The organism is Sphingomonas endophytica, assembly GCF_014199415.1.
GTDB lineage: Bacteria > Pseudomonadota > Alphaproteobacteria > Sphingomonadales > Sphingomonadaceae > Sphingomonas > Sphingomonas endophytica.
Map to the genome: position 1 here is coordinate 45975 of NZ_JACIJN010000010.1, position 16749 is coordinate 62723.

Here is a 16749-nt window from a genome sequence, read left to right on the forward strand (position 1 = left end):
CTTGCCCGCCATCGAACCCGCCCGCCGCTCGCCCGATTCTACGGATGTCGAGGCGCTGCATCGTCTGGTCCTGCAATCGCTGGACGACGATCAGGCGGTGGACACGATCTCGATCCCGCTCGCGGGCAAGTCGTCGATCGCCGATTACATGGTCATCGCCAGCGGGCGATCGACCCGGCAGGTCGCGTCGATGGCGCAGAAGCTGTCGGAGCGGATCAAGGGCGAAACCGGCCGCCCGGCGCGGATCGAGGGGCTGCCCAATGCCGATTGGGTGCTGATCGACGGGGGCGACGTGATCGTCCACCTGTTCCGTCCCGAGGTGCGCAGCTTCTACAATCTCGAGCGGATGTGGTCGTTCGGCGACGCGCCTGCGCCGGTCGTCGCGCCGAACTGAGGCGTGATCCGCGTTCGGCAAGATTTCGCGGGCTTGCTTTGTCGTCGTCCCGGACTTGATCCGGATCCCGCTTCCAACCCTCATCACCAGGAAGCAGCGGGGCCCCGGATGAAGTCCGGGGCGACGTTGGTATGAGGGCTGGGGCGGTGCTCGGTTCGGCCCACTCCCATAGCGAGCGCCTATGCTGCTGCACATCGTCGCGCGGGGCCGGATCGGGCGGTCGCCCGAGGCCGAGCTGGTCGATCGCTATCTCAAGCGGATCGTGTGGCCGACGCGGATCAGCGAGCTGCCCGATCGTGGCGGGCGCGAGCCTGACCGCCCCACGCAGGGCCGCCGCATCCTGCTCGACGAGAAGGGCGAGGTGCTCGGCTCGACCGCCTTTGCCGAGCGGATCGGGCGGTGGCGCGACGATGGCGTGCGCGAGGCGCGCTTTCTGATCGGGGCGGCGGACGGCTTCTCCGACGCCGAGCGCGGCGAGGCCGATATGCTGCTGTCATTCGGCCGTGCGACCTGGCCGCATCTGCTCGCGCGCGCGATGCTCGCCGAGCAATTGTTCCGCGCGACCAGCATCCTGGCGAATCACCCTTATCATCGCGAAGGATGATGCGACGACGCTGGACATGGGCGGCGGCCGCGGCGCTCGCGACGGTCGGCGGCGCGGCACTGGCGGTGGCGCAGCCCGGCGCGGACGCGAAACGCCGCGCGCAACGGCTGGAGGAACGTGCCGATACGATCGCCGACCCGGCCCGCCGTGCGCCATTGCGCGAGGCAGCGGTCGCGGCGCGGGTGACGGCGGCCGAGGCCGATCTCGCCGCGCTGCAGGCGCAGGCGGCGGTCATCGAGCGGCGGCTGGCGACGCAACGCGCGCTGCTCGCCGCCCGCGAGGCGCCGGTCGCGCGATTGCTGGCGACGCTGACCGCGCTGGCGCGCCGCCCGGCGATCGTGACGCTCGCGCAACCCGGCAGCGTCGCCGACCTCGTCCATGCGCGCGCGATCTCGGCGGCGATCCTGCCGGTGCTGCGCGCGCGTTCGGAGGATCTGCGCCGCGCGGTCGCGCATGGCCGGGTGATGCAGGCGAGTGCGGCGGCGGCGCAGCGACGGCTGCGTGCCGCGCGTGCCCGGCTGGTCGAGGCGCGCGAGCAGCTCGCGGCGGTGACCGGCGGCGACGACGAACGCGCGCTGGCAATGGAGGAGGCGGTGCGCGACACCGCCGAGCGGCTGACGACACTGGGCAGCGAGCAGGCGGTGCTCGCGGATCTGATGGCGCTGCCCTTGCCGACGGTGCCGCGCGGGCGCGCGGCGGCGCCGACCCGGGCCTATCGGCTGCCGGTCGAGGGGCGGCTGGTGACGGGATTGGGCGAGATGTCGGGCAATGGCGTCCGCGCGCGCGGGCTGACGCTGGCGGTGCCCGCCGCGGCGGCGATCGTCGCGCCGGCCGGCGGACGCGTGCGCTTTGCCGGGCCGTTCCGCAGTTTCGGGCGGATCGTGATCGTCGATCATGGCGCGGGCTGGACGTCGTTGATCGCCGGGCTCGGCACCGTAGCGGTCGAGAGCGGGGCGAGCATCGCGGCGGGCGCGCCGCTCGGCACCGCCCCGCGGGTCGACGGCGCGCGCGTCACGGTCGAATTGCGGCGGCAGGGGCGTCCGGTCGACATCGCGCAGCTCGTCGGGTGAGCGCCGCGTCGCTCAGCCGCCATTCAGCCGCGCAGGCGCTTTGATCGTCCCGGCAATTCCGCTACACCACGGGATCGTCCATCCGCAGGAACAGTTTCGCCCGTCATGAAGTCAAAACTGCTCCCGGCCGTCGCGCTGGTCACCGCCATCGCCACCGTGCCGGTCGCCACCGGGGCGATGGCCGCGTCGGACACCGCCACCTATCGCCAGCTCGACAAGTTTCTCGACGTCTACAATCGCGTGAAGGCCGATTACGTCGACAAGGTCACCGACGATCAGCTGATGAAGGGCGCGATCGACGGGATGCTCGCGGCGCTCGACCCGCACAGCAGCTATGTCGACGCCTCCGACTTCGACAATCTGCGCATCCAGACCGAGGGCAATTACGGCGGGCTGGGCCTGACCGTCTCGATGGAGGACGGCGCGGTCAAGGTGATCGCGCCGCAGGAGGATACGCCGGCCGGACGCGCCGGGATCAAGTCCGGCGACTTCATCACCCATATCGACGGCAAGCTGATCTACGGCGGCACGCTCGACGAGGCGACCGCGCAGATGCGCGGCAAGCCGGGCACGAAGGTGACGCTGACGCTGATCCGCTCCGGTCGCGACAAGCCGATCGTGGTGACTCTGGTGCGTGAGGTGATCGTGCAGCGCCCGGTCAAATGGGAGGTGAAGGGCGATGTCGGCTATATCAACATCAATACCTTCTCCGAACAGACCGGCGCCGACACGCGCGCCGCGATCATGGCGATCGACAAGTCGCTGGGGCATCGTCCGCTCGGTTATGTCGTCGACCTGCGCGAGAATGGCGGCGGGCTGCTGACTCAGGCGATCGAAGTGTCGGACGCCTTCCTCGACCGCGGCGAGATCGTCAGCCAGCGCGGGCGCGAGAAGGACGATATCGAGCGGTATTTCGCCCGGCCGGGTGACGATGCGCACGGGCTGCCGATCATCGTGCTGACCGATTCGGGCACTGCCTCGGCCAGCGAGATCGTCGCCGGCGCGTTGCAGGACCACCACCGCGCGCTGGTGATGGGCGAGCGGACGTTCGGCAAGGGCTCGGTGCAGACCTTGCTCCAGCTCGGGCCGCGCACCGCGCTGCGGCTGACGACCGCGCGTTACTTCACCCCGTCGGGGCGCAGCGTACAGGAGGGCGGGATCGAGCCCGACATCCGCGTGCCGCAAATCTCGGACCCCGATTACAAGTCGCGCCCCGTCTTCCGCGAGGCCGATCTGCGCCGGCACCTGATCAACGAGATCAAGTCGCCCGACAATGCGGTGCTCGAGGAGGACGTGAAGGACGATCCGCGCTTCGCGACCTCGCCGGACGCGCTCAAGAAGCAGGGGATCGAGGATTTCCAGCTCTGGTATGCGCTCAAGACGATCGCGCGGCTGGGTGGCGCGACGCAGGTCGCGGCGGTGACGCAGGCGATGACGGTCAAGCCAAGCGCCAGCGCGACGCCGGCGCCGGTGAAAAAATGATCGCGACCGGCCTGCGCAATGCGCGCCTCCTCGCGCTGCTGATCCCGGCGGCATTGCTCGGCGGGGCCTGGGCGTTCCAGCTGATCGGCGGACTGTATCCGTGCGAGATGTGCCATTGGCAGCGCTGGCCGCATTACGGCGCGCTGGCGATGGCGGTGCTGGCGTTCGTGACCGGGGGGCCAAGGGTCAAGGCGACGCTGGTTGCGGGTGCAGCGGCGTTGATCGCGGTGTCGGGGTTGATCGGCGTCTTCCATGCCGGGGTCGAATATCATTGGTGGCAGGGGATCACCGCCTGTACGCAGACCACCAACCTGTCCGGCCTGTCGACCGATCAGGCCTTGAAGGACCTGCTCGCCGCCCCCATCGTCCGGTGTGACGCACCGCAATGGTCGCTGCTCGGCGTGTCGCTGGCGGGGTGGAATGCGGTGATCTCGCTGGTCGGCGCGGGGCTGATCGCGGCGCAATTGAGGAGGCGTGGATGACCTGGAAGCCCGGTGACCGGCCGCATCCGTCCGCGGCGATGATCCGCGTCGATCAGGCCGGCGAGTTCGGTGCGATCCGCATCTACGCCGGGCAACTCGCGATCATGGGGCAGCGTTCGCCGATGGCGCGCAAGATCTCGGCAATGGCGTTGCAGGAGGAGAAGCACCGCGCCTTCTTCGACCGGATGATCGTCGAACGCGGCGTGCGGCCGACCTTGTTCCAGCCGTTCTGGGACGTCGCCGGTTTCGCGCTCGGCGCGGTGACCGCGGCGATCGGGCCGGAGGCGGCGATGGCGTGCACCGCCGCGGTCGAGACCGAGATCGACAAACATTACGAGGAGCAACTGGTCGCGCTGGGCGACAGCGATCCCGAGCTCTCCGACGCGATCCGCGAGTTTCAGGCCGAGGAGCTGGAGCATCGCGATACCGCGCTCGCCAACGGCGCCGAAAATGCGCCGGCCTATCCGTTGCTGTCGGCGGCGATCCGGCTTGGCTGCCGCGTCGCGATCGCCACCGCCAAACGTCTATAGAAGGTCCGTTCGATGCGTCGTCGCCTCTCGCCGATCCTGCTGACGCTTTGCGCCACGCCCGCCGTGGCGCAGGTTGGCCCGCCTGCCAGCACGGCCCGCGTGCCGAAGATCTCGGTGGCGGAGGGTGTGTCGCGCAGCGCGCCGGTGAACGGCGTGATCGTACTCTACGGCAACGAACGCTGCCCGACCGACAACGCCGGCAACGAAGTGGTGGTCTGCACCCGCCGTCCGGCCGAGGAGCAGTTCCGAATCCCCAAGGAGTTGCGCACCTTCGAGGTGACGCCCGAGAATGAGAATTGGGCGGCGCGCGAGCAGGCCAATCGTGATGTCGGAACGGTCGGCGTCGGTAGCTGCTCGACGGTCGGCGCGGCGAGCGCGACCGGCTGCATCACCCAGAATGCGACGCGCTGGAAGAAGGAGCGCCGCGCCGCTGCGAAGGAAACGCCGGAGCTGTAGAAGTCACCCTCATCCCGGACGTGACCCGGGGTACCGCTTCTTCCTACTGCAATCCTCTGGAAGAGGCGGTACCCCGGATCAGGTCCGGGGCACGGGCGGGATCAGCCCTTTGCCTTCATGCCCTTGACGCGGTGCCAGACGTAGAAGGCGATCGCGGCGACCAGCACGACGCCGATCGCGGCGTCGGCGCGGTGGAAGAACGCCTTGAGCCGCGGATCGCTGTTCCACTTGTCGCCCAGCGTCATGCCGATCCACGCCAGCAACAGGCAGAACGGCCACGAGCCGATGAACGTATAGAGATGGAACGGGATCAGCTTCATCCGCGCCACCCCGGCGGGGAAGGCGATAAAGGTACGGATCACCGGCAGCATGCGCCCGATCAGGATCGCCCACGCGCCCCAGCGATTGAAGAAACGGTCGGCGAGATCGAGCTCGCCCGGCCCGAGCAGCACGTAGCGCCCGAACTTCTCCGCCATCGGCCGCCCGCCGCGCCGCCCGATCTCGTACGCGACGATCGAGCCGAGATTGCACCCGATCGCGCCCGCGGTCGCGGCGAGGAACAGGTTCAGCTCGCCGGTCGACACCAGATAGCCCGCGAACGGCATGATGATCTCGCTGGGCAGCGGGATGCACGCGCTCTCGATCGCCATCAACAGTGCGATACCCCAGTAACCGCCGGCAGAAATGACGGCGATGGCAAAGCCCGCAAGGGCGGCAAGGATCTTCTCGACCATCCCGCGCGCTTGCGGCACTGCGGCAAGAAAGGGAAGCCGAAATTCGGGAACCGCCTTGGGACAGCAATGGTTCGTCGCGGATGACAGACCTGACTCTCAACGACGGCCGCGGGATGCCGCAGCTCGGCCTTGGCACCTATCAGATCCCCGATGCGCAAGTTGCCGCGGTGGTGCGCGCCGGGCTCGATCTCGGCTTCCGGCTCGTCGACACCGCCGCACTCTACCATAATGAGCGCGGTGTGGGTGAAGGGCTCGGGAATGACGATGTCTGGGTGACCACCAAATTGTGGCACGACCAGCATGGCGATGCCGCCGCGGCGCTCGACGCCAGCCTGGCACTGCTCGGGCGCGAGCATGTCGATCTATATCTGATTCACTGGCCGCATCCCGCCGGCGGGCGATTCGTCGATGCGTGGAAGACGCTGATCGAACTGCGCGCGCGCGGGCTGGCGCAGTCGATCGGCGTGTCGAACTTCCTGCCCGAGCATCTCGACGCGATCATCGACGCGACCGGGGTGGTGCCGGCGGTCAACCAGATCGAATTGCACCCGACTTTCCAGCAGCGTGACGTGCAGGACGCCAATCGCGCGCACGGGATCGTCACGCAGAGCTGGAGCCCGCTGGGGCAGGGCGCGACGCTCAAGGACGAACGGATCGTGCGGATTGCCGGTGACGTGGGGGCGACGCCGGCGCAAGTGATCATCGCCTGGCATCTCGCCAAGGGCTTGTCGGTGATCCCCAAGGCGGGCGATCTGAACCATCTCGCCAGCAACTGGGGCGCGCAAGAGGTGCGGCTGTCCGACGAGCAGATCGCGGCGATCGATGCGATGGACGATCCGGACGGACGGATGGGGCCTGATCCGCGGGAGATGTGAGAAAAGGACGCAGGGGCTTGGTTCCGTCATTGCGAGCGTAGCGAAGCAATCCAGGGCGTCCTGGTCCGGCACCGGATTGCTTCGCTACGCTCGCAATGACGATCCCTCAGGACAGCGCCGCGTGCGCCAGCTTCAGATCCTCGACGAAGCGCGCGAATTCCGCGGTGCGCGCGGCTTCGTCGGGCAGGCGCAGCAGGTAGCTGGGATGCACCGTGATCCATGCCGCGCCGCCGTCCGGCAGTCGCTGCTCGCGGCCGCGCTCGCGCCCGATCGTCATCACCTTGCCGAACAGGCTGCGCGCCGCGGTCGCGCCGAGCGCTACCGTGACCTTGGGGCGCAAGAGCATTTGCTCCTGCTCGATCCACCAGCGGCACGCCTCGATCTCGCCCGCGTCGGGCTTGGCATGGATGCGGCGCTTGCCGCGCGGCTCGAACTTGAAGTGTTTGACCGCATTGGTGACATAGGTCTGCTCGCGGGTGATCCCGGCGGCGGCGAGCGCGCGGTTGAAGACCTGACCGGCGGGGCCGACGAACGGGTGACCGGCCAGATCCTCCTGATCGCCGGGCTGCTCGCCGACGAACATCATCGGCGCCGACACCGGCCCCTCGCCGAACACCGTCTGTGTGGCATGTTTGTGGAGGTGGCAGCGCGTGCAGGCGGCGGCTTCATCCCGCAGCGCTTCCCACGCGAGTTCGGCATTGCCACCGATTTCGGTGCGATCGCGCGCCCGTTCGATCATTCCGCTCTCCCGTGCCTGCGCGCTGGCCAGCAATTGCGGGACCAGCGCGGTTTCCGGCATGTTCTTCCAGTATTTGCGCGGCATCTCCTTGAGCATCGCGTTCACCTTGACGCGCGCCGGGTTGAAGATGCTGGCATAATAGGTCTTCCACACTTCCTCGACCGGATCGCCCTCCGGCGCGTCGCCGCGTATCGCCGGCGGCCCTTCGCTGAGCCGCGCGCCATCCCAGTGGATCGAGACCTCCGGCGTGAGGATCGACCAGCGCATCGACGCGAAGCGGTTGACGAAAAACGCGGCATTGGCGCGGACGATATGATGTTCGGGCTCGAACCACGCGACATAGCGATCACCGTCGTCGTCGGTGACGCTGCGGAAGCGGACGAAGGCGCGCATCTTGTGGATGTCGCGCCGCACCGCCTTCGCCAGCCCTTCGAGACGGCGGACGAGCGGGTCGGCGTGATCCTCGACCAGCCGCGGCATGTCGCGCAGCCGCCACAGCAAGGTGTAGAGCAGCGCAAACCGCTCCGGATCGTGGTGGAGGATCGCGTCGCCCGCCAGCGCGATGAACGCCCGCGACACGCGCAGCGGCGAGGCGGCGGCGAGCGGCGTTCCGGCCGGCGTCGCCGCGGTCGCGAACAGATCCTCGGCCGCCGCGCCGACCTGCCATACGACGCGGTCGGGCGGTACGTCGGCGGCGATCAGCGCGCGCGCCGCCTCGCGCCAGGCGTCCATGTCATCGGGCGCGGAAAGCGTGGCGACGCGCATCGGCGGCGACTATTCGCGCTCGTCGCCGCCGGGCGGGTTGTCGCGCGCCAGCTCCAGCTCGGCGGGCTTGCGCTCCTCATAGGTGTCGGCGAGCCGTTCCTCGGTCGCGTCGTCGAGCTTTTCCTCGGCGGCGGGGAACATCTCTTCCTCTTCCTCGTCGATGTGATGCTCGTAACGGTGGCGCATGTGCGCGAACTTCTGCTCCCACGCCTCCGAGCCGAACTCCATGTCGAGCAGTTCGCCGATCAGATCGTCGACTTCCTTATGTTCGGCCACCGAATGGCGCGCGTCGTCGCGCAGGTCGGGACGGCCGAGCATCGTGGCGTAGAGTGACTCTTCTTCTGCAGCGGCATGGCTCTGCACTTCCAGCCGAAACGCCTCGAACAGCTCGCGGCGCCCGGCGCTGTCGCCCTTCTCGTCGTCCAGCCGCTTGAGCATGTCGCGCTGCTTGTCGTGGTCGCGCTTGAGGTCCGCGTAGATGTCTGCCTGCGCCATATCGATCTCCTTCGAGGCCGTAGCGCATGAGGCAGCGCACCGTTTCACCCGCGATTCATTCTCACGCGCCGAACAATTCCAGTTGCTGGCGGGCGGGGCGCGGCGCGACGAGCGGCTTGAGTTCGGCGCGGTCGGTGAGCGTCACCGGTCGCCAGTCCTCGGCGACGATGAACGGTCGGATGCGCGCGATCGACACCGTCAGCCGCGCGACATCGTCGAGCCGCAGCCGCCGCCAGCGGCGCGCCGCGAGGATGCTCTTGACCGCCTTGGTGCCGAGGCCAGGCACGCGCCAGAGCAGTTCGCGCGGCGCGCGGTTGACGTCGACCGGAAATTGGTCGCGAAACTTGAGCGCCCAGGCGAGCTTCGGGTCGATATCGAGCGGCAACATGCCGGTCGCGTCGTCGGTTGCGGCGACCACCTCGCGCGGCTGGAAGCCGTAGAAGCGCATCAGCCAGTCGGACTGGTACAAACGATGCTCGCGCATCAGCGGCGGGCGCTGCAACGGGAGCACGCTCGACGCATCCGGGATCGGACTGAACGCCGAATAATAGACGCGCCGCAAGCCAAAGCGATCGTAGAGCGTCGATGCCTTGGTGACGATGTCGCCATCGGTCGCGGCATCGGCACCGACGATCATCTGCGTCGATTGACCGGCGGGGGCGAAGCGCGGCGCGGACCTGTATTTGGTCCGCGCCTCGGCGGTGTCGATGATCGCCGCCTTTATCTCGCCCATTGCGCCCTCGATGCGCGCATTGTCCTTTTCGGGAGCGAGTCGCTTCAAGCCGCCGACGGTCGGCAGCTCGACGTTGATCGAGACGCGGTCGGCGTAGAGCCCGGCCTGATGCACCAGCTCGGGATCGGCGTCGGGGATCGTCTTGAGGTGAATATAGCCGCGGAAATGATGATCCTCGCGCAGGCTGCGCGCAACCTCGACCAGTTGCTCCATCGTATAGTTCGAGGACTTGATGATCCCCGACGACAGGAACAACCCCTCGATATAGTTGCGGCGATAGAAGGACAGCGTGAGGTTGACGACCTCCTGCGCGGTGAAGCGCGCGCGGCGAACGTTCGAGCTCTTGCGGTTGATGCAATAATGGCAGTCGAAGATGCAGCTGTTCGTCAGCAGGATCTTGAGCAGCGAGATGCAGCGACCGTCCGGCGCATAAGCGTGGCAGATGCCCATGCCCTCGGTCGAACCGATCCCCTTGCCGTCCGCGGAGTTGCGCTTCGCCGTCCCGGACGACGCGCAGGACGCGTCATATTTCGCCGCATCGGCAAGGATTTCCAGCTTCTGTCGGACATCCAGTTGCGCCATGTGTTCGATGTATGTTCGACAAGGCGGCTTGTCGAGGGCACATCGCTTTGCCATGGATCAGCCCCGTGCACAGGATCCTCGACCGGCTCGGCCCCAACGGCCCGTATCTCGCGCTGGCGCTGACCTGCCTGTTCGGATGGGGGTTCAAGGCGCATTGCGGCGCGGGGTGGAGCGGGTCGGAGCAATATATCACCGGCTGCTACAGCGACGCGGTGCCGTTCTGGGGGCTACGCGGGGTCGCGGCGGGTCAGATACCGTATTTCGAGGCGCGGATGGAATATCCGGTGCTGACCGGGGCGCTGATCTGGATTGAGGGGCTGGTCGCGCGCGTGATCGGCGGGCGCGGCGCGGATGCGGCCGATTTCCTCAACGCGGTGACGCTCGGCAACGCCATCCTCGCGTTCGTCGTGCTCGAATTCATGCGGAACGCCGGGGTCGGGGTGCGGCGGCAATATGCGTGGGCGCTCGCGCCGCCGCTGGTGCTGTACCTCGCGCACAATTGGGATTTGCTGGCGGTGACGTTCGCGGTCGCCGCGCTGTTGGCGGCACGCCGCGGCGCCGAGCGCAAGGCGACTGCGCTGGCGGCGCTGGGGGGCGCAGCGAAGCTCTTTCCGGTGCTGATGCTGCCGCTGTTCGGACTGGGAGCATTGTTCCGCGTCGGGCGATCGTGGCCACAACGGTTGGCGGCGGCGGCAGTGCTGGTGGCAGTCGCGGTGGCGACGTGGGGCATGGTCAACCTGCCGGTCGCGGCGCTGGCGTTCGAGAACTGGCGCGAGTTCTACGCTTTCTCCAGCGAGCGGAGCGGGACGGCGGCGAGCGTCTGGGAGTTGATGGCGCAATTCGGCTGGTGGACCACCGATATTCCGACCCGCAATTTTTGGTCCTTCGTGCTGTTCGCAGGTGGCGCGGCGACGATCGTCACGGTCGGCTGGCGGAAGCACGCCGAGCGGCCGTGGTTGCTGTTCATGCCGGTGCTGGCGTGGTTCCTGCTGACCAACAAGGTCTATTCGCCGCAGTTCGATTTGTGGCTATGGCCGATGATCGTGCTGACCGGCACGCGGGTGCGGGCGATGGCGCTGTTCCTGCTCGGCGACCTGCTCGCCTATTTCGCAGAATTCTGGTTGTTCGCCGGGTTGGAGGGTGCGTGGCCGTCGGCAACGCAGTCGGACATTCTCGCCGCCGCGATCGTGCGCGGGGTGGCGATGCTGTGGCTGATCCACGGTGCGGTGCGCGACGATGCGCCGGCCTGGACGCTTATTCCGCCGCCAGCAGCTCCGCGGCCTGAAGATCGACCGACACCAGCCGGCTGACGCCCTTCTCGATCATCGTGACGCCGAACAGCCGGTGCATCCGGCTCATCGTCACGGCATTGTGCGTGACGATGAGGTAGCGGGTGTCAGTTTCGCGCGCCATCCGGTCGAGCAGATCGCAGAAACGCTCGATATTGGCGTCGTCGAGCGGGGCGTCGACCTCGTCCAGCACGCAGATCGGCGCGGGGTTGGTGAGGAACAGCCCGAAGATCAGCGCGATCGCGGTCAGCGCCTGCTCGCCGCCCGACAGCAGGGTCAGCGATTGCAGCCGCTTGCCGGGCGGCTGCGCCATGATCTCCAGCCCGGCCTCGAGCGGATCGTCCGAGTCGACCAATGCGAGATGCGCCTGCCCGCCGTCGAACAACGTCGTGAACAGCCGTCGGAAGTGGCCGTCGACCGCCTCGAACGCCGCGAGCAGCCGCTGGCGCCCCTCGCGGTTGAGCGTGCCGATCGAGCCGCGCAGCCGGTCGACGGCCTGGCCCAGCTCGTCGCGCTCGGCGGCCGTGGCAGTGCCGGCGGCCTCCAGCTCGGCGAGTTCCTGTTCAGCGACGAGATTGACCGGGCCGAGCCGCTCGCGATCCATCACCAGCCGCTCATGTGCGGCGGACTCATCGGCCGGGCTGGCGACCGAGTCGCGCTCGAACCCGACCTGCGACGGCAGGGTCGGGGCGGGGCACGCGAAGCGTTCGCCCGAGACGCGACCCATTTCGACGCGGCGCAATTCATGGCCTTCGCGCCGCGCGATCGAACCGGCGCGCCGCTCGCGCGCCTGCGCCAGCGTCTCGGCGGCGCGGGTCAGCGCGGCCTCGGCGACGCGCAGCGCGACGTCGGACTCGCGCTCGGCGTCGTGCGTCGCGTCGGCATCGGCGCGCGCGGCGGCATGACCGGTTTCGAGCGAGGCGATCTCCGCGGCCAAGGCCGCGGGGCGTTCCGACAGGTCCGACAGCTCGGTGTCGAGCGTGGCGGCGCGCGCGGTCATGTCGTCGATCCGCCGCGCCGCCTCGCCCGCGCGCGCCCGCCAGCCGAGCGCCTCGTCGCTTGCCCCGGCCGCTCGGGCGCGCGCCTCGTCGAGCATCCGGTCCTGCGTGCTGCGATCGGCGCGGGCGAGCGCGACATGCGCGCGCGCCGCCTCCGCTTCGGCGCGCAAACGGGCGGTCGCCGCGGCGGCGGCGGTGCCGTCGGGCAAAGCGGCGACCGCCTGCGCGGCTGCGCCCTGCTCGGCCTCGGCTTCCGCCGCCTCGGCGGTGATGCGCGTCGCGCGCGCAGCGAGGTCAGCCTGCTGCGCCGTCAGTCGCTCGATCAGCGCGGTGGCGCGGTCCTCGTCGCGCTGTGCGGCGCGGAACGCCGTCTCGGCCTCGGCAAGCAAGGTGCGGGACGAGTGCGCCGCCGTCCGCGCGCGTGCGATCCGCTCATCGACCTTGGTGCGGCGGGTGGTGGTGGTCTCGACGGCCTGTTCGGCGGCCGGGCGCGCCGCCTCCAGCGCGCCGATCCGGTTGAGCCGCTGCAACCGCTCCGCCGCCGCGACGCCCCCGATCTCGCTGACATAACCGTCCCAGCGGCGGACGTGCCCGGTACGGGTCACGAGCCGCTGGCCGACCTGGAGAACCTGCCCCGAATCACCCTCGACCAGAAACACCTGCGAGAGCCGGCGATCGAGCGCAGGCGGCGCGGTGACGCGCGCGGCGAGCGGCAGCGTGCCAACCGGGGCGGGCGGGTCGGTCGGGTTCGGCGCGGCGCCGGTCCAGTCAGCAAGCGCGGTTTCCAGCTCGTCGCCGAGCACCGCGGCGAGCGCGCGCTCGAACCCCGGCTCGGCGCGGACCGCGTCGATCAGCCGGTCACCGTCGCGGGCGGTCGACTGGCGCAGCGCGGCCAACTCACCGTCGAGCGCGGCCAGTGCCGCGATCGCCGCAGCGCGGTTCGCCTCCGCGGGGTCGCGTTCCTCGCGCGCCTCGGTCTCGCTCGCCTCGGCCCACGCCAGTGCAGCGGCGGCCTTGTCGGCCTGCGCGCGGGCGGCGGCGAGCGTGACCTGCGCCGCGCTGCGCTGTTCTTCCAGCACGGCGGGGCTGTCGAGCGCCTCGATCGCCGCGGCGAGCTGCACCGCCTCGCGGCGGGCGCGGTCGTAGCGTGCCGCCGCCGCCGCCTGCGCGGCAAGCGCGACGCGGCGCTCGGCGGCTTCGGCGGCCTCGGCGGACATCGCCTGCGCCAGCGCGACCTCCGCATCGCGCGCGCGCCGCTCGGCGTCGGCGAGCGCGGCATCGAGCGCGGGGAGCGCGGCGGCGGTGTGCGCGATCCGCTGCTTGAGCGACTCGCGCTCGTCGGCGAGCCGCGCGAGCGCCGCCGCGGCGTCATGCGCCAGCGCATCCTCGCGCGCGCGATCCTCGTCGATCCGCACGCGCGCGGCGCGCATGTCGGACAGCCGGCGTTCGAGGCCGAGGCGTTGCTCCTGGAGGCGGGTGAGCCGGTGCGCGAGGTCGGCAGCCACGTCGCGCGCGGCGAGTGCGGCATCGCGCGCGGCGACATGGCGCTCGGCGGCGGCCTGTTGCTCGGCCTGCGCGGCGCTGCTGTCGGCGGTGGCGGCGGCCAGCGCCTGTTCGGCAGCATCGGACTCGGCCTTCGCCTCGGCAGCGGCCGCGGCCGCGTCGCGCCAGCGGGCGAAGATCATCCGCGCCTCGGCGAGCCGGATCTGCTCGGACAGCAGGCGGTAGCGTTCGGCGGCGCGCGCCTGTCGCCGCAGCGCGGTGATCCGCGTCGTCTGGTCGGCGAGCAATTCGTCGAGCCGCGCGAGATTGGCCTCGGTGGCGCGCAGCCGCGTCTCGGCGTCCTTGCGGCGGACGTGGAGGCCGGCGATGCCGGCGGCCTCCTCCAGCATCGCGCGCCGCTCTACCGGGCGGGCGGCGATCACCGCGCCGATGCGGTTCTGGCTGACCAGCGCGGGGGAGTGCGCGCCGGTCGCGGCATCGGCGAACAGCAATTGCACGTCGCGCGCGCGGACGTCGCGCCCGTCGATGCGATAGGCGGAACCGGCACCGCGCTCGATGCGGCGAACGATCTCGCTTTCCTCGGGGCCGTCGGGTCCGTCGCGCTCGGCGAGCAGCGCGACCTCGGCGAAGTCGCGCGGCGGGCGCGACGCGGTGCCCGCGAAGATCACGTCCTCCATGCCCGCGCCGCGCATCGACCGCGCGCTGTTCTCGCCCATCGTCCAGCGCAGCGCTTCGAGCAGGTTCGACTTGCCGCAGCCGTTCGGCCCTACGACGCCGGTCAGCCCCGGCTCGATGCGCAGGTCGGCCGGGTCAACGAAGCTCTTGAAGCCGGTGAGCCGGAGGCGCTTTATCCGCATCGCTTCAGGCGATCGTGACGACCGTCATCCCCGCGAGGGCGGGACTCCAGAACCTCCGACCTCTCCGAAAGAAGCGTGATGTCCGCGCGTCTGGATTCCCGCCTTCGCGGGAATGACGATTGGGGGCGGCGGGGCGGCGAGGCTGGCGCAGGGCGGGCGCGTTCAGCACCCCCCTGCGCCGGGCGTCCGTAGCGACGGACGCCCGCCGGCATCAGGCGCCCGCGTTCTTCAGCGCCGTCTCGACCTGTGCCCAGGTGACGCCGTCGACCTTCGCGCCGTTGAGAATGAAGGTCGGGGTGCCGGTGACGCCGTTCTTGTCGGTGCCGTCCTGCATCATCTTGGTGAGCTGGTCGATCGCCTTGGCGTCGGTCAGGCAGGCGCGCGCCTGCGCCTCGGGGACGCCGCGCTGCTTGATGAACTCCAGATAGCCCATCTTCTCGGCCCAGGCGGTGGCGACCTGCGCGGGGGCGGCGTTCTGCGTCTGTTGCAGGAATGCCTGATCCTGCGCGATCTTCATCTGCGTATCGAGGAACTTGGGCTGATCGATATACATCTGCTCGAGGATCGGGAAGAACGGCTGCGGCCCGGCGCACCGCCCGAGCAGCGCCGCGGCGAGATCGGGCGGGCCGTGAACGAGGAAGTCGCGGAATTCATATGAGACCTTGCCGCTCTTGACGTAATTGTCCTCGAGCGGGCGCATTCCGGTCTGGCCGAACGCGCCACACGTCGGGCAGGTGCGCGAGCCATATTCGACCAGCTTCAGCTTGGCATCGGGGTTGCCGACGACATAGCCGCCCGCCGGCGTCGCCGCGACGACCTGCGTCCAGTCCTGCCCGGCCGGCGCGGCGACCGCCTTTACCGATCCGGCGGGGGCGGTCGGCGTGCTGCTGTTGCCGCCGCCCGCGCCGCTGCCGCAGCCGGCAAGCAGCGACACCGCCGCCAGCAAGGGGATTCCGCTACGCTTCATCGTGTCACTCCGTCGCTCATTTCGCACCCGCCGTGCGCAATTGCGGCTGCAACTGCGCCCAGCCGACATTCTGGATCAGCCGCCCGTTGATCTCGAAGGCGGGCGTGCCCTGGACCTTCGACGTGCCTTCCGACACCGCGATCGTCTTCTTCACCGCGCTATCATTGGCGAAGCAGGCGCTGATCGCGGCCGGGGGCGCGCCCGCCTCGCGCGCGATCGCGGTGAGGCCGGCGGCGTCGGCGATCGCCGACAGTTGCGCGAGTTGCGGCCAGCTCGCGATCCGGTCGCGATTGGCCTCTGCCCAGTCGGCGGCGCGATCGAGCCATTGCTCCTGCTTCTGGAAGAAGGCGGCATGGACGCGCGGGAAGGCCGCCGCCCCCGAACAGCGCGCCAGCGTCGCGGCGGCAAGGTCGATCCCGTCGTGGACTTGATTGCGCAGCTCGACGCTGGTCGACCCCGAGCGGACCATCGCGCCGAGCGTGGCGTCGGATTCCTGCGTGAAGTGCGCGCAATGCGGGCAGGTGTAGCTGACATATTCGACCAGCTTCACGCGCGCCTTGGGGTTGCCGATCAGGTAGCTGCCGCTCGCCACCGGGGTGGCGACCGCGGTCCACGGACGCGGCGCGGTGGCGGCGGTGAGCGCGAGGGCGGCGAGCAGGGGGAGAAGAAAGCGCGTCATCGGACCTTCGGCAGCACAGGACGGGGGGCGGCGACACCGGAGGCGAGCGCCTCCAGCACCGCCTTCAGCTCGGGATCGGCGATCGTGCGCAGGCTCTGCCCCATTTCGGGCGGCGCGGGCACGAGGGACGGCGGGGCGCGGCGTTCCGCGCGGCGCGTGACCTCGCCGTGGCGGATCGCGACGCGCACCACCGCAGCATAGCCGAAGAAGCGGTTCACGCGCTCGATGATCTCGGCCGTCAGATGGCTCATCATCGCAGCATGAGCGCCGCGGACGGTCAGCGTCAACACGCCGTCCTGCTTCTTTCCCGCGGGAAAACGGATTGATTCCGGCGTGCTGGCGGCGGCGAGTCGCTCGCCGACGATCTCCGGCCACCGCGTGACGATCGCCGATTGCACGAAGCCGAAGCGGCGGAACGCCGCGCCGCCGACTGCGGGCAGCAGCTCGGCGACTTGCCGCGAGCGATTGTGGCGCGGGGTTTCGGATAAGGGATCGCCGGCGCGCTTGCTCATTCC

General features: G+C 69.7%; 17 protein-coding genes. 9 read left to right on the plus strand and 8 right to left on the minus strand.

Annotated features, from left to right (window positions below; genetic code table 11):
- Position 1: 1 nt before the first annotated feature.
- From rsfS to FHS97_RS14320, 7 genes are all read left to right on the plus strand, one after another.
- The gene (gene rsfS, locus FHS97_RS14290; protein ID WP_221233326.1) at positions 2 to 394 is read left to right on the plus strand and encodes a ribosome silencing factor; all 393 of its coding nucleotides are present in this window, start codon (positions 2 to 4) and stop codon (positions 392 to 394) included.
- 181 nt (positions 395 to 575) lie between these two features.
- Positions 576 to 998: a 23S rRNA (pseudouridine(1915)-N(3))-methyltransferase RlmH gene (locus tag FHS97_RS14295; protein WP_184039305.1), complete on the plus strand. Its 423-nt coding sequence runs from the start codon at positions 576 to 578 to the stop codon at positions 996 to 998.
- A complete protein-coding gene (locus FHS97_RS14300; protein ID WP_184039309.1) occupies positions 998 to 2068 on the plus strand; it encodes a murein hydrolase activator EnvC family protein in 1071 nt (356 codons plus the stop codon). The genes FHS97_RS14295 and FHS97_RS14300 overlap by 1 nt, the downstream gene beginning before the upstream one ends.
- A 105-nt stretch (positions 2069 to 2173) precedes the next feature.
- Entirely contained in the window at positions 2174 to 3550 is a 1377-nt protein-coding gene (locus tag FHS97_RS14305; RefSeq protein ID WP_184039312.1) for a S41 family peptidase, read from the plus strand.
- Positions 3547 to 4032, plus strand: a complete 486-nt coding sequence (locus tag FHS97_RS14310; RefSeq protein WP_184039315.1) for a disulfide bond formation protein B — start codon at positions 3547 to 3549, stop codon at positions 4030 to 4032. The genes FHS97_RS14305 and FHS97_RS14310 overlap by 4 nt, the downstream gene beginning before the upstream one ends.
- A complete protein-coding gene (locus tag FHS97_RS14315; protein WP_184039318.1) occupies positions 4029 to 4562 on the plus strand; it encodes a demethoxyubiquinone hydroxylase family protein in 534 nt (177 codons plus the stop codon). Before FHS97_RS14310 ends, FHS97_RS14315 begins: the two co-directional genes overlap by 4 nt.
- 12 nt (positions 4563 to 4574) lie before the next feature.
- Positions 4575 to 5018, plus strand: coding sequence for a hypothetical protein (locus FHS97_RS14320; RefSeq protein WP_184039321.1), 444 nt, complete (start codon positions 4575 to 4577; stop codon positions 5016 to 5018).
- 101 nt (positions 5019 to 5119) lie between these two features.
- Here the strand turns inward: FHS97_RS14320 and FHS97_RS14325 are convergent, their stop codons facing one another.
- Positions 5120 to 5752: a DedA family protein gene (locus tag FHS97_RS14325; RefSeq protein WP_184039324.1), complete on the minus strand. Its 633-nt coding sequence runs from the start codon at positions 5750 to 5752 to the stop codon at positions 5120 to 5122.
- Between the two features lie 80 nt (positions 5753 to 5832).
- Here FHS97_RS14325 and FHS97_RS14330 point away from each other — a divergent pair, with 80 nt between their 5' ends.
- Positions 5833 to 6627 (plus strand): aldo/keto reductase, encoded by a 795-nt coding sequence (locus tag FHS97_RS14330; RefSeq protein ID WP_184039327.1) that lies wholly within the window; start codon positions 5833 to 5835, stop codon positions 6625 to 6627.
- 106 nt (positions 6628 to 6733) lie between these two features.
- Here the strand turns inward: FHS97_RS14330 and FHS97_RS14335 are convergent, their stop codons facing one another.
- The 3 genes from FHS97_RS14335 to FHS97_RS14345 all read right to left on the minus strand — a co-directional run bounded on the left by FHS97_RS14335 (position 6734) and on the right by FHS97_RS14345 (position 9941).
- Positions 6734 to 8131 (minus strand): UdgX family uracil-DNA binding protein, encoded by a 1398-nt coding sequence (locus tag FHS97_RS14335; RefSeq protein WP_184039330.1) that lies wholly within the window; start codon positions 8129 to 8131, stop codon positions 6734 to 6736.
- Positions 8132 to 8140: 9 nt separating this feature from the next.
- Entirely contained in the window at positions 8141 to 8626 is a 486-nt protein-coding gene (locus FHS97_RS14340) for a hemerythrin domain-containing protein (RefSeq protein WP_184039337.1), read from the minus strand.
- Between the two features lie 61 nt (positions 8627 to 8687).
- Entirely contained in the window at positions 8688 to 9941 is a 1254-nt protein-coding gene (locus FHS97_RS14345; protein WP_184039340.1) for a putative DNA modification/repair radical SAM protein, read from the minus strand.
- A gap of 65 nt (positions 9942 to 10006) precedes the next feature.
- Here FHS97_RS14345 and FHS97_RS14350 point away from each other — a divergent pair, with 65 nt between their 5' ends.
- On the plus strand, positions 10007 to 11251 hold the full coding sequence (locus FHS97_RS14350) for a hypothetical protein (RefSeq protein ID WP_343053463.1): 1245 nt from the start codon (positions 10007 to 10009) through the stop codon (positions 11249 to 11251).
- Here the strand turns inward: FHS97_RS14350 and FHS97_RS14355 are convergent.
- The 4 genes from FHS97_RS14355 to FHS97_RS14370 all read right to left on the minus strand — a co-directional run bounded on the left by FHS97_RS14355 (position 11196) and on the right by FHS97_RS14370 (position 16746).
- Positions 11196 to 14588 carry a chromosome segregation SMC family protein gene (locus FHS97_RS14355; protein WP_184039343.1) on the minus strand — a complete coding sequence of 1131 codons (3393 nt, stop codon included), beginning with the start codon at positions 14586 to 14588 and terminating at the stop codon, positions 11196 to 11198. The two genes, FHS97_RS14350 and FHS97_RS14355, sit on opposite strands and share 56 nt — an antisense overlap.
- A gap of 211 nt (positions 14589 to 14799) precedes the next feature.
- On the minus strand, positions 14800 to 15555 hold the full coding sequence (locus FHS97_RS14360; RefSeq protein WP_184039346.1) for a thioredoxin domain-containing protein: 756 nt from the start codon (positions 15553 to 15555) through the stop codon (positions 14800 to 14802).
- Positions 15556 to 15571: 16 nt separating this feature from the next.
- A complete protein-coding gene (locus FHS97_RS14365; RefSeq protein WP_184039349.1) occupies positions 15572 to 16234 on the minus strand; it encodes a thioredoxin domain-containing protein in 663 nt (220 codons plus the stop codon).
- The gene (locus FHS97_RS14370) at positions 16231 to 16746 is read right to left on the minus strand and encodes a DUF721 domain-containing protein (RefSeq protein ID WP_246346691.1); all 516 of its coding nucleotides are present in this window, start codon (positions 16744 to 16746) and stop codon (positions 16231 to 16233) included. Before FHS97_RS14370 ends, FHS97_RS14365 begins: the two co-directional genes overlap by 4 nt.
- Between the last annotated feature and the right edge of the window lie 3 nt (positions 16747 to 16749).

What these genes read in the sequence shown, in the direction of transcription:
- FHS97_RS14335 (WP_184039330.1), bottom strand. Translation starts at nt 8,131, where the DNA reads ATGCGCGTCGCCACGCTTTCCGCGCCCGATGACATGGACGCCTGGCGC.
- FHS97_RS14330 (WP_184039327.1), top strand. Translation starts at nt 5,833, where the DNA reads ATGACAGACCTGACTCTCAACGACGGCCGCGGGATGCCGCAGCTCGGC.
- FHS97_RS14360 (WP_184039346.1), bottom strand. Translation starts at nt 15,555, where the DNA reads ATGAAGCGTAGCGGAATCCCCTTGCTGGCGGCGGTGTCGCTGCTTGCC.
- FHS97_RS14340 (WP_184039337.1), bottom strand. Translation starts at nt 8,626, where the DNA reads ATGGCGCAGGCAGACATCTACGCGGACCTCAAGCGCGACCACGACAAG.
- FHS97_RS14300 (WP_184039309.1), top strand. Translation starts at nt 998, where the DNA reads ATGCGACGACGCTGGACATGGGCGGCGGCCGCGGCGCTCGCGACGGTC.
- FHS97_RS14345 (WP_184039340.1), bottom strand. Translation starts at nt 9,941, where the DNA reads ATGGCGCAACTGGATGTCCGACAGAAGCTGGAAATCCTTGCCGATGCG.
- FHS97_RS14370 (WP_246346691.1), bottom strand. Translation starts at nt 16,746, where the DNA reads ATGAGCAAGCGCGCCGGCGATCCCTTATCCGAAACCCCGCGCCACAAT.
- FHS97_RS14310 (WP_184039315.1), top strand. Translation starts at nt 3,547, where the DNA reads ATGATCGCGACCGGCCTGCGCAATGCGCGCCTCCTCGCGCTGCTGATC.
- FHS97_RS14325 (WP_184039324.1), bottom strand. Translation starts at nt 5,752, where the DNA reads ATGGTCGAGAAGATCCTTGCCGCCCTTGCGGGCTTTGCCATCGCCGTC.
- FHS97_RS14365 (WP_184039349.1), bottom strand. Translation starts at nt 16,234, where the DNA reads ATGACGCGCTTTCTTCTCCCCCTGCTCGCCGCCCTCGCGCTCACCGCC.
- FHS97_RS14355 (WP_184039343.1), bottom strand. Translation starts at nt 14,588, where the DNA reads ATGCGGATAAAGCGCCTCCGGCTCACCGGCTTCAAGAGCTTCGTTGAC.
- FHS97_RS14305 (WP_184039312.1), top strand. Translation starts at nt 2,174, where the DNA reads ATGAAGTCAAAACTGCTCCCGGCCGTCGCGCTGGTCACCGCCATCGCC.
- FHS97_RS14320 (WP_184039321.1), top strand. Translation starts at nt 4,575, where the DNA reads ATGCGTCGTCGCCTCTCGCCGATCCTGCTGACGCTTTGCGCCACGCCC.
- FHS97_RS14295 (WP_184039305.1), top strand. Translation starts at nt 576, where the DNA reads ATGCTGCTGCACATCGTCGCGCGGGGCCGGATCGGGCGGTCGCCCGAG.
- FHS97_RS14315 (WP_184039318.1), top strand. Translation starts at nt 4,029, where the DNA reads ATGACCTGGAAGCCCGGTGACCGGCCGCATCCGTCCGCGGCGATGATC.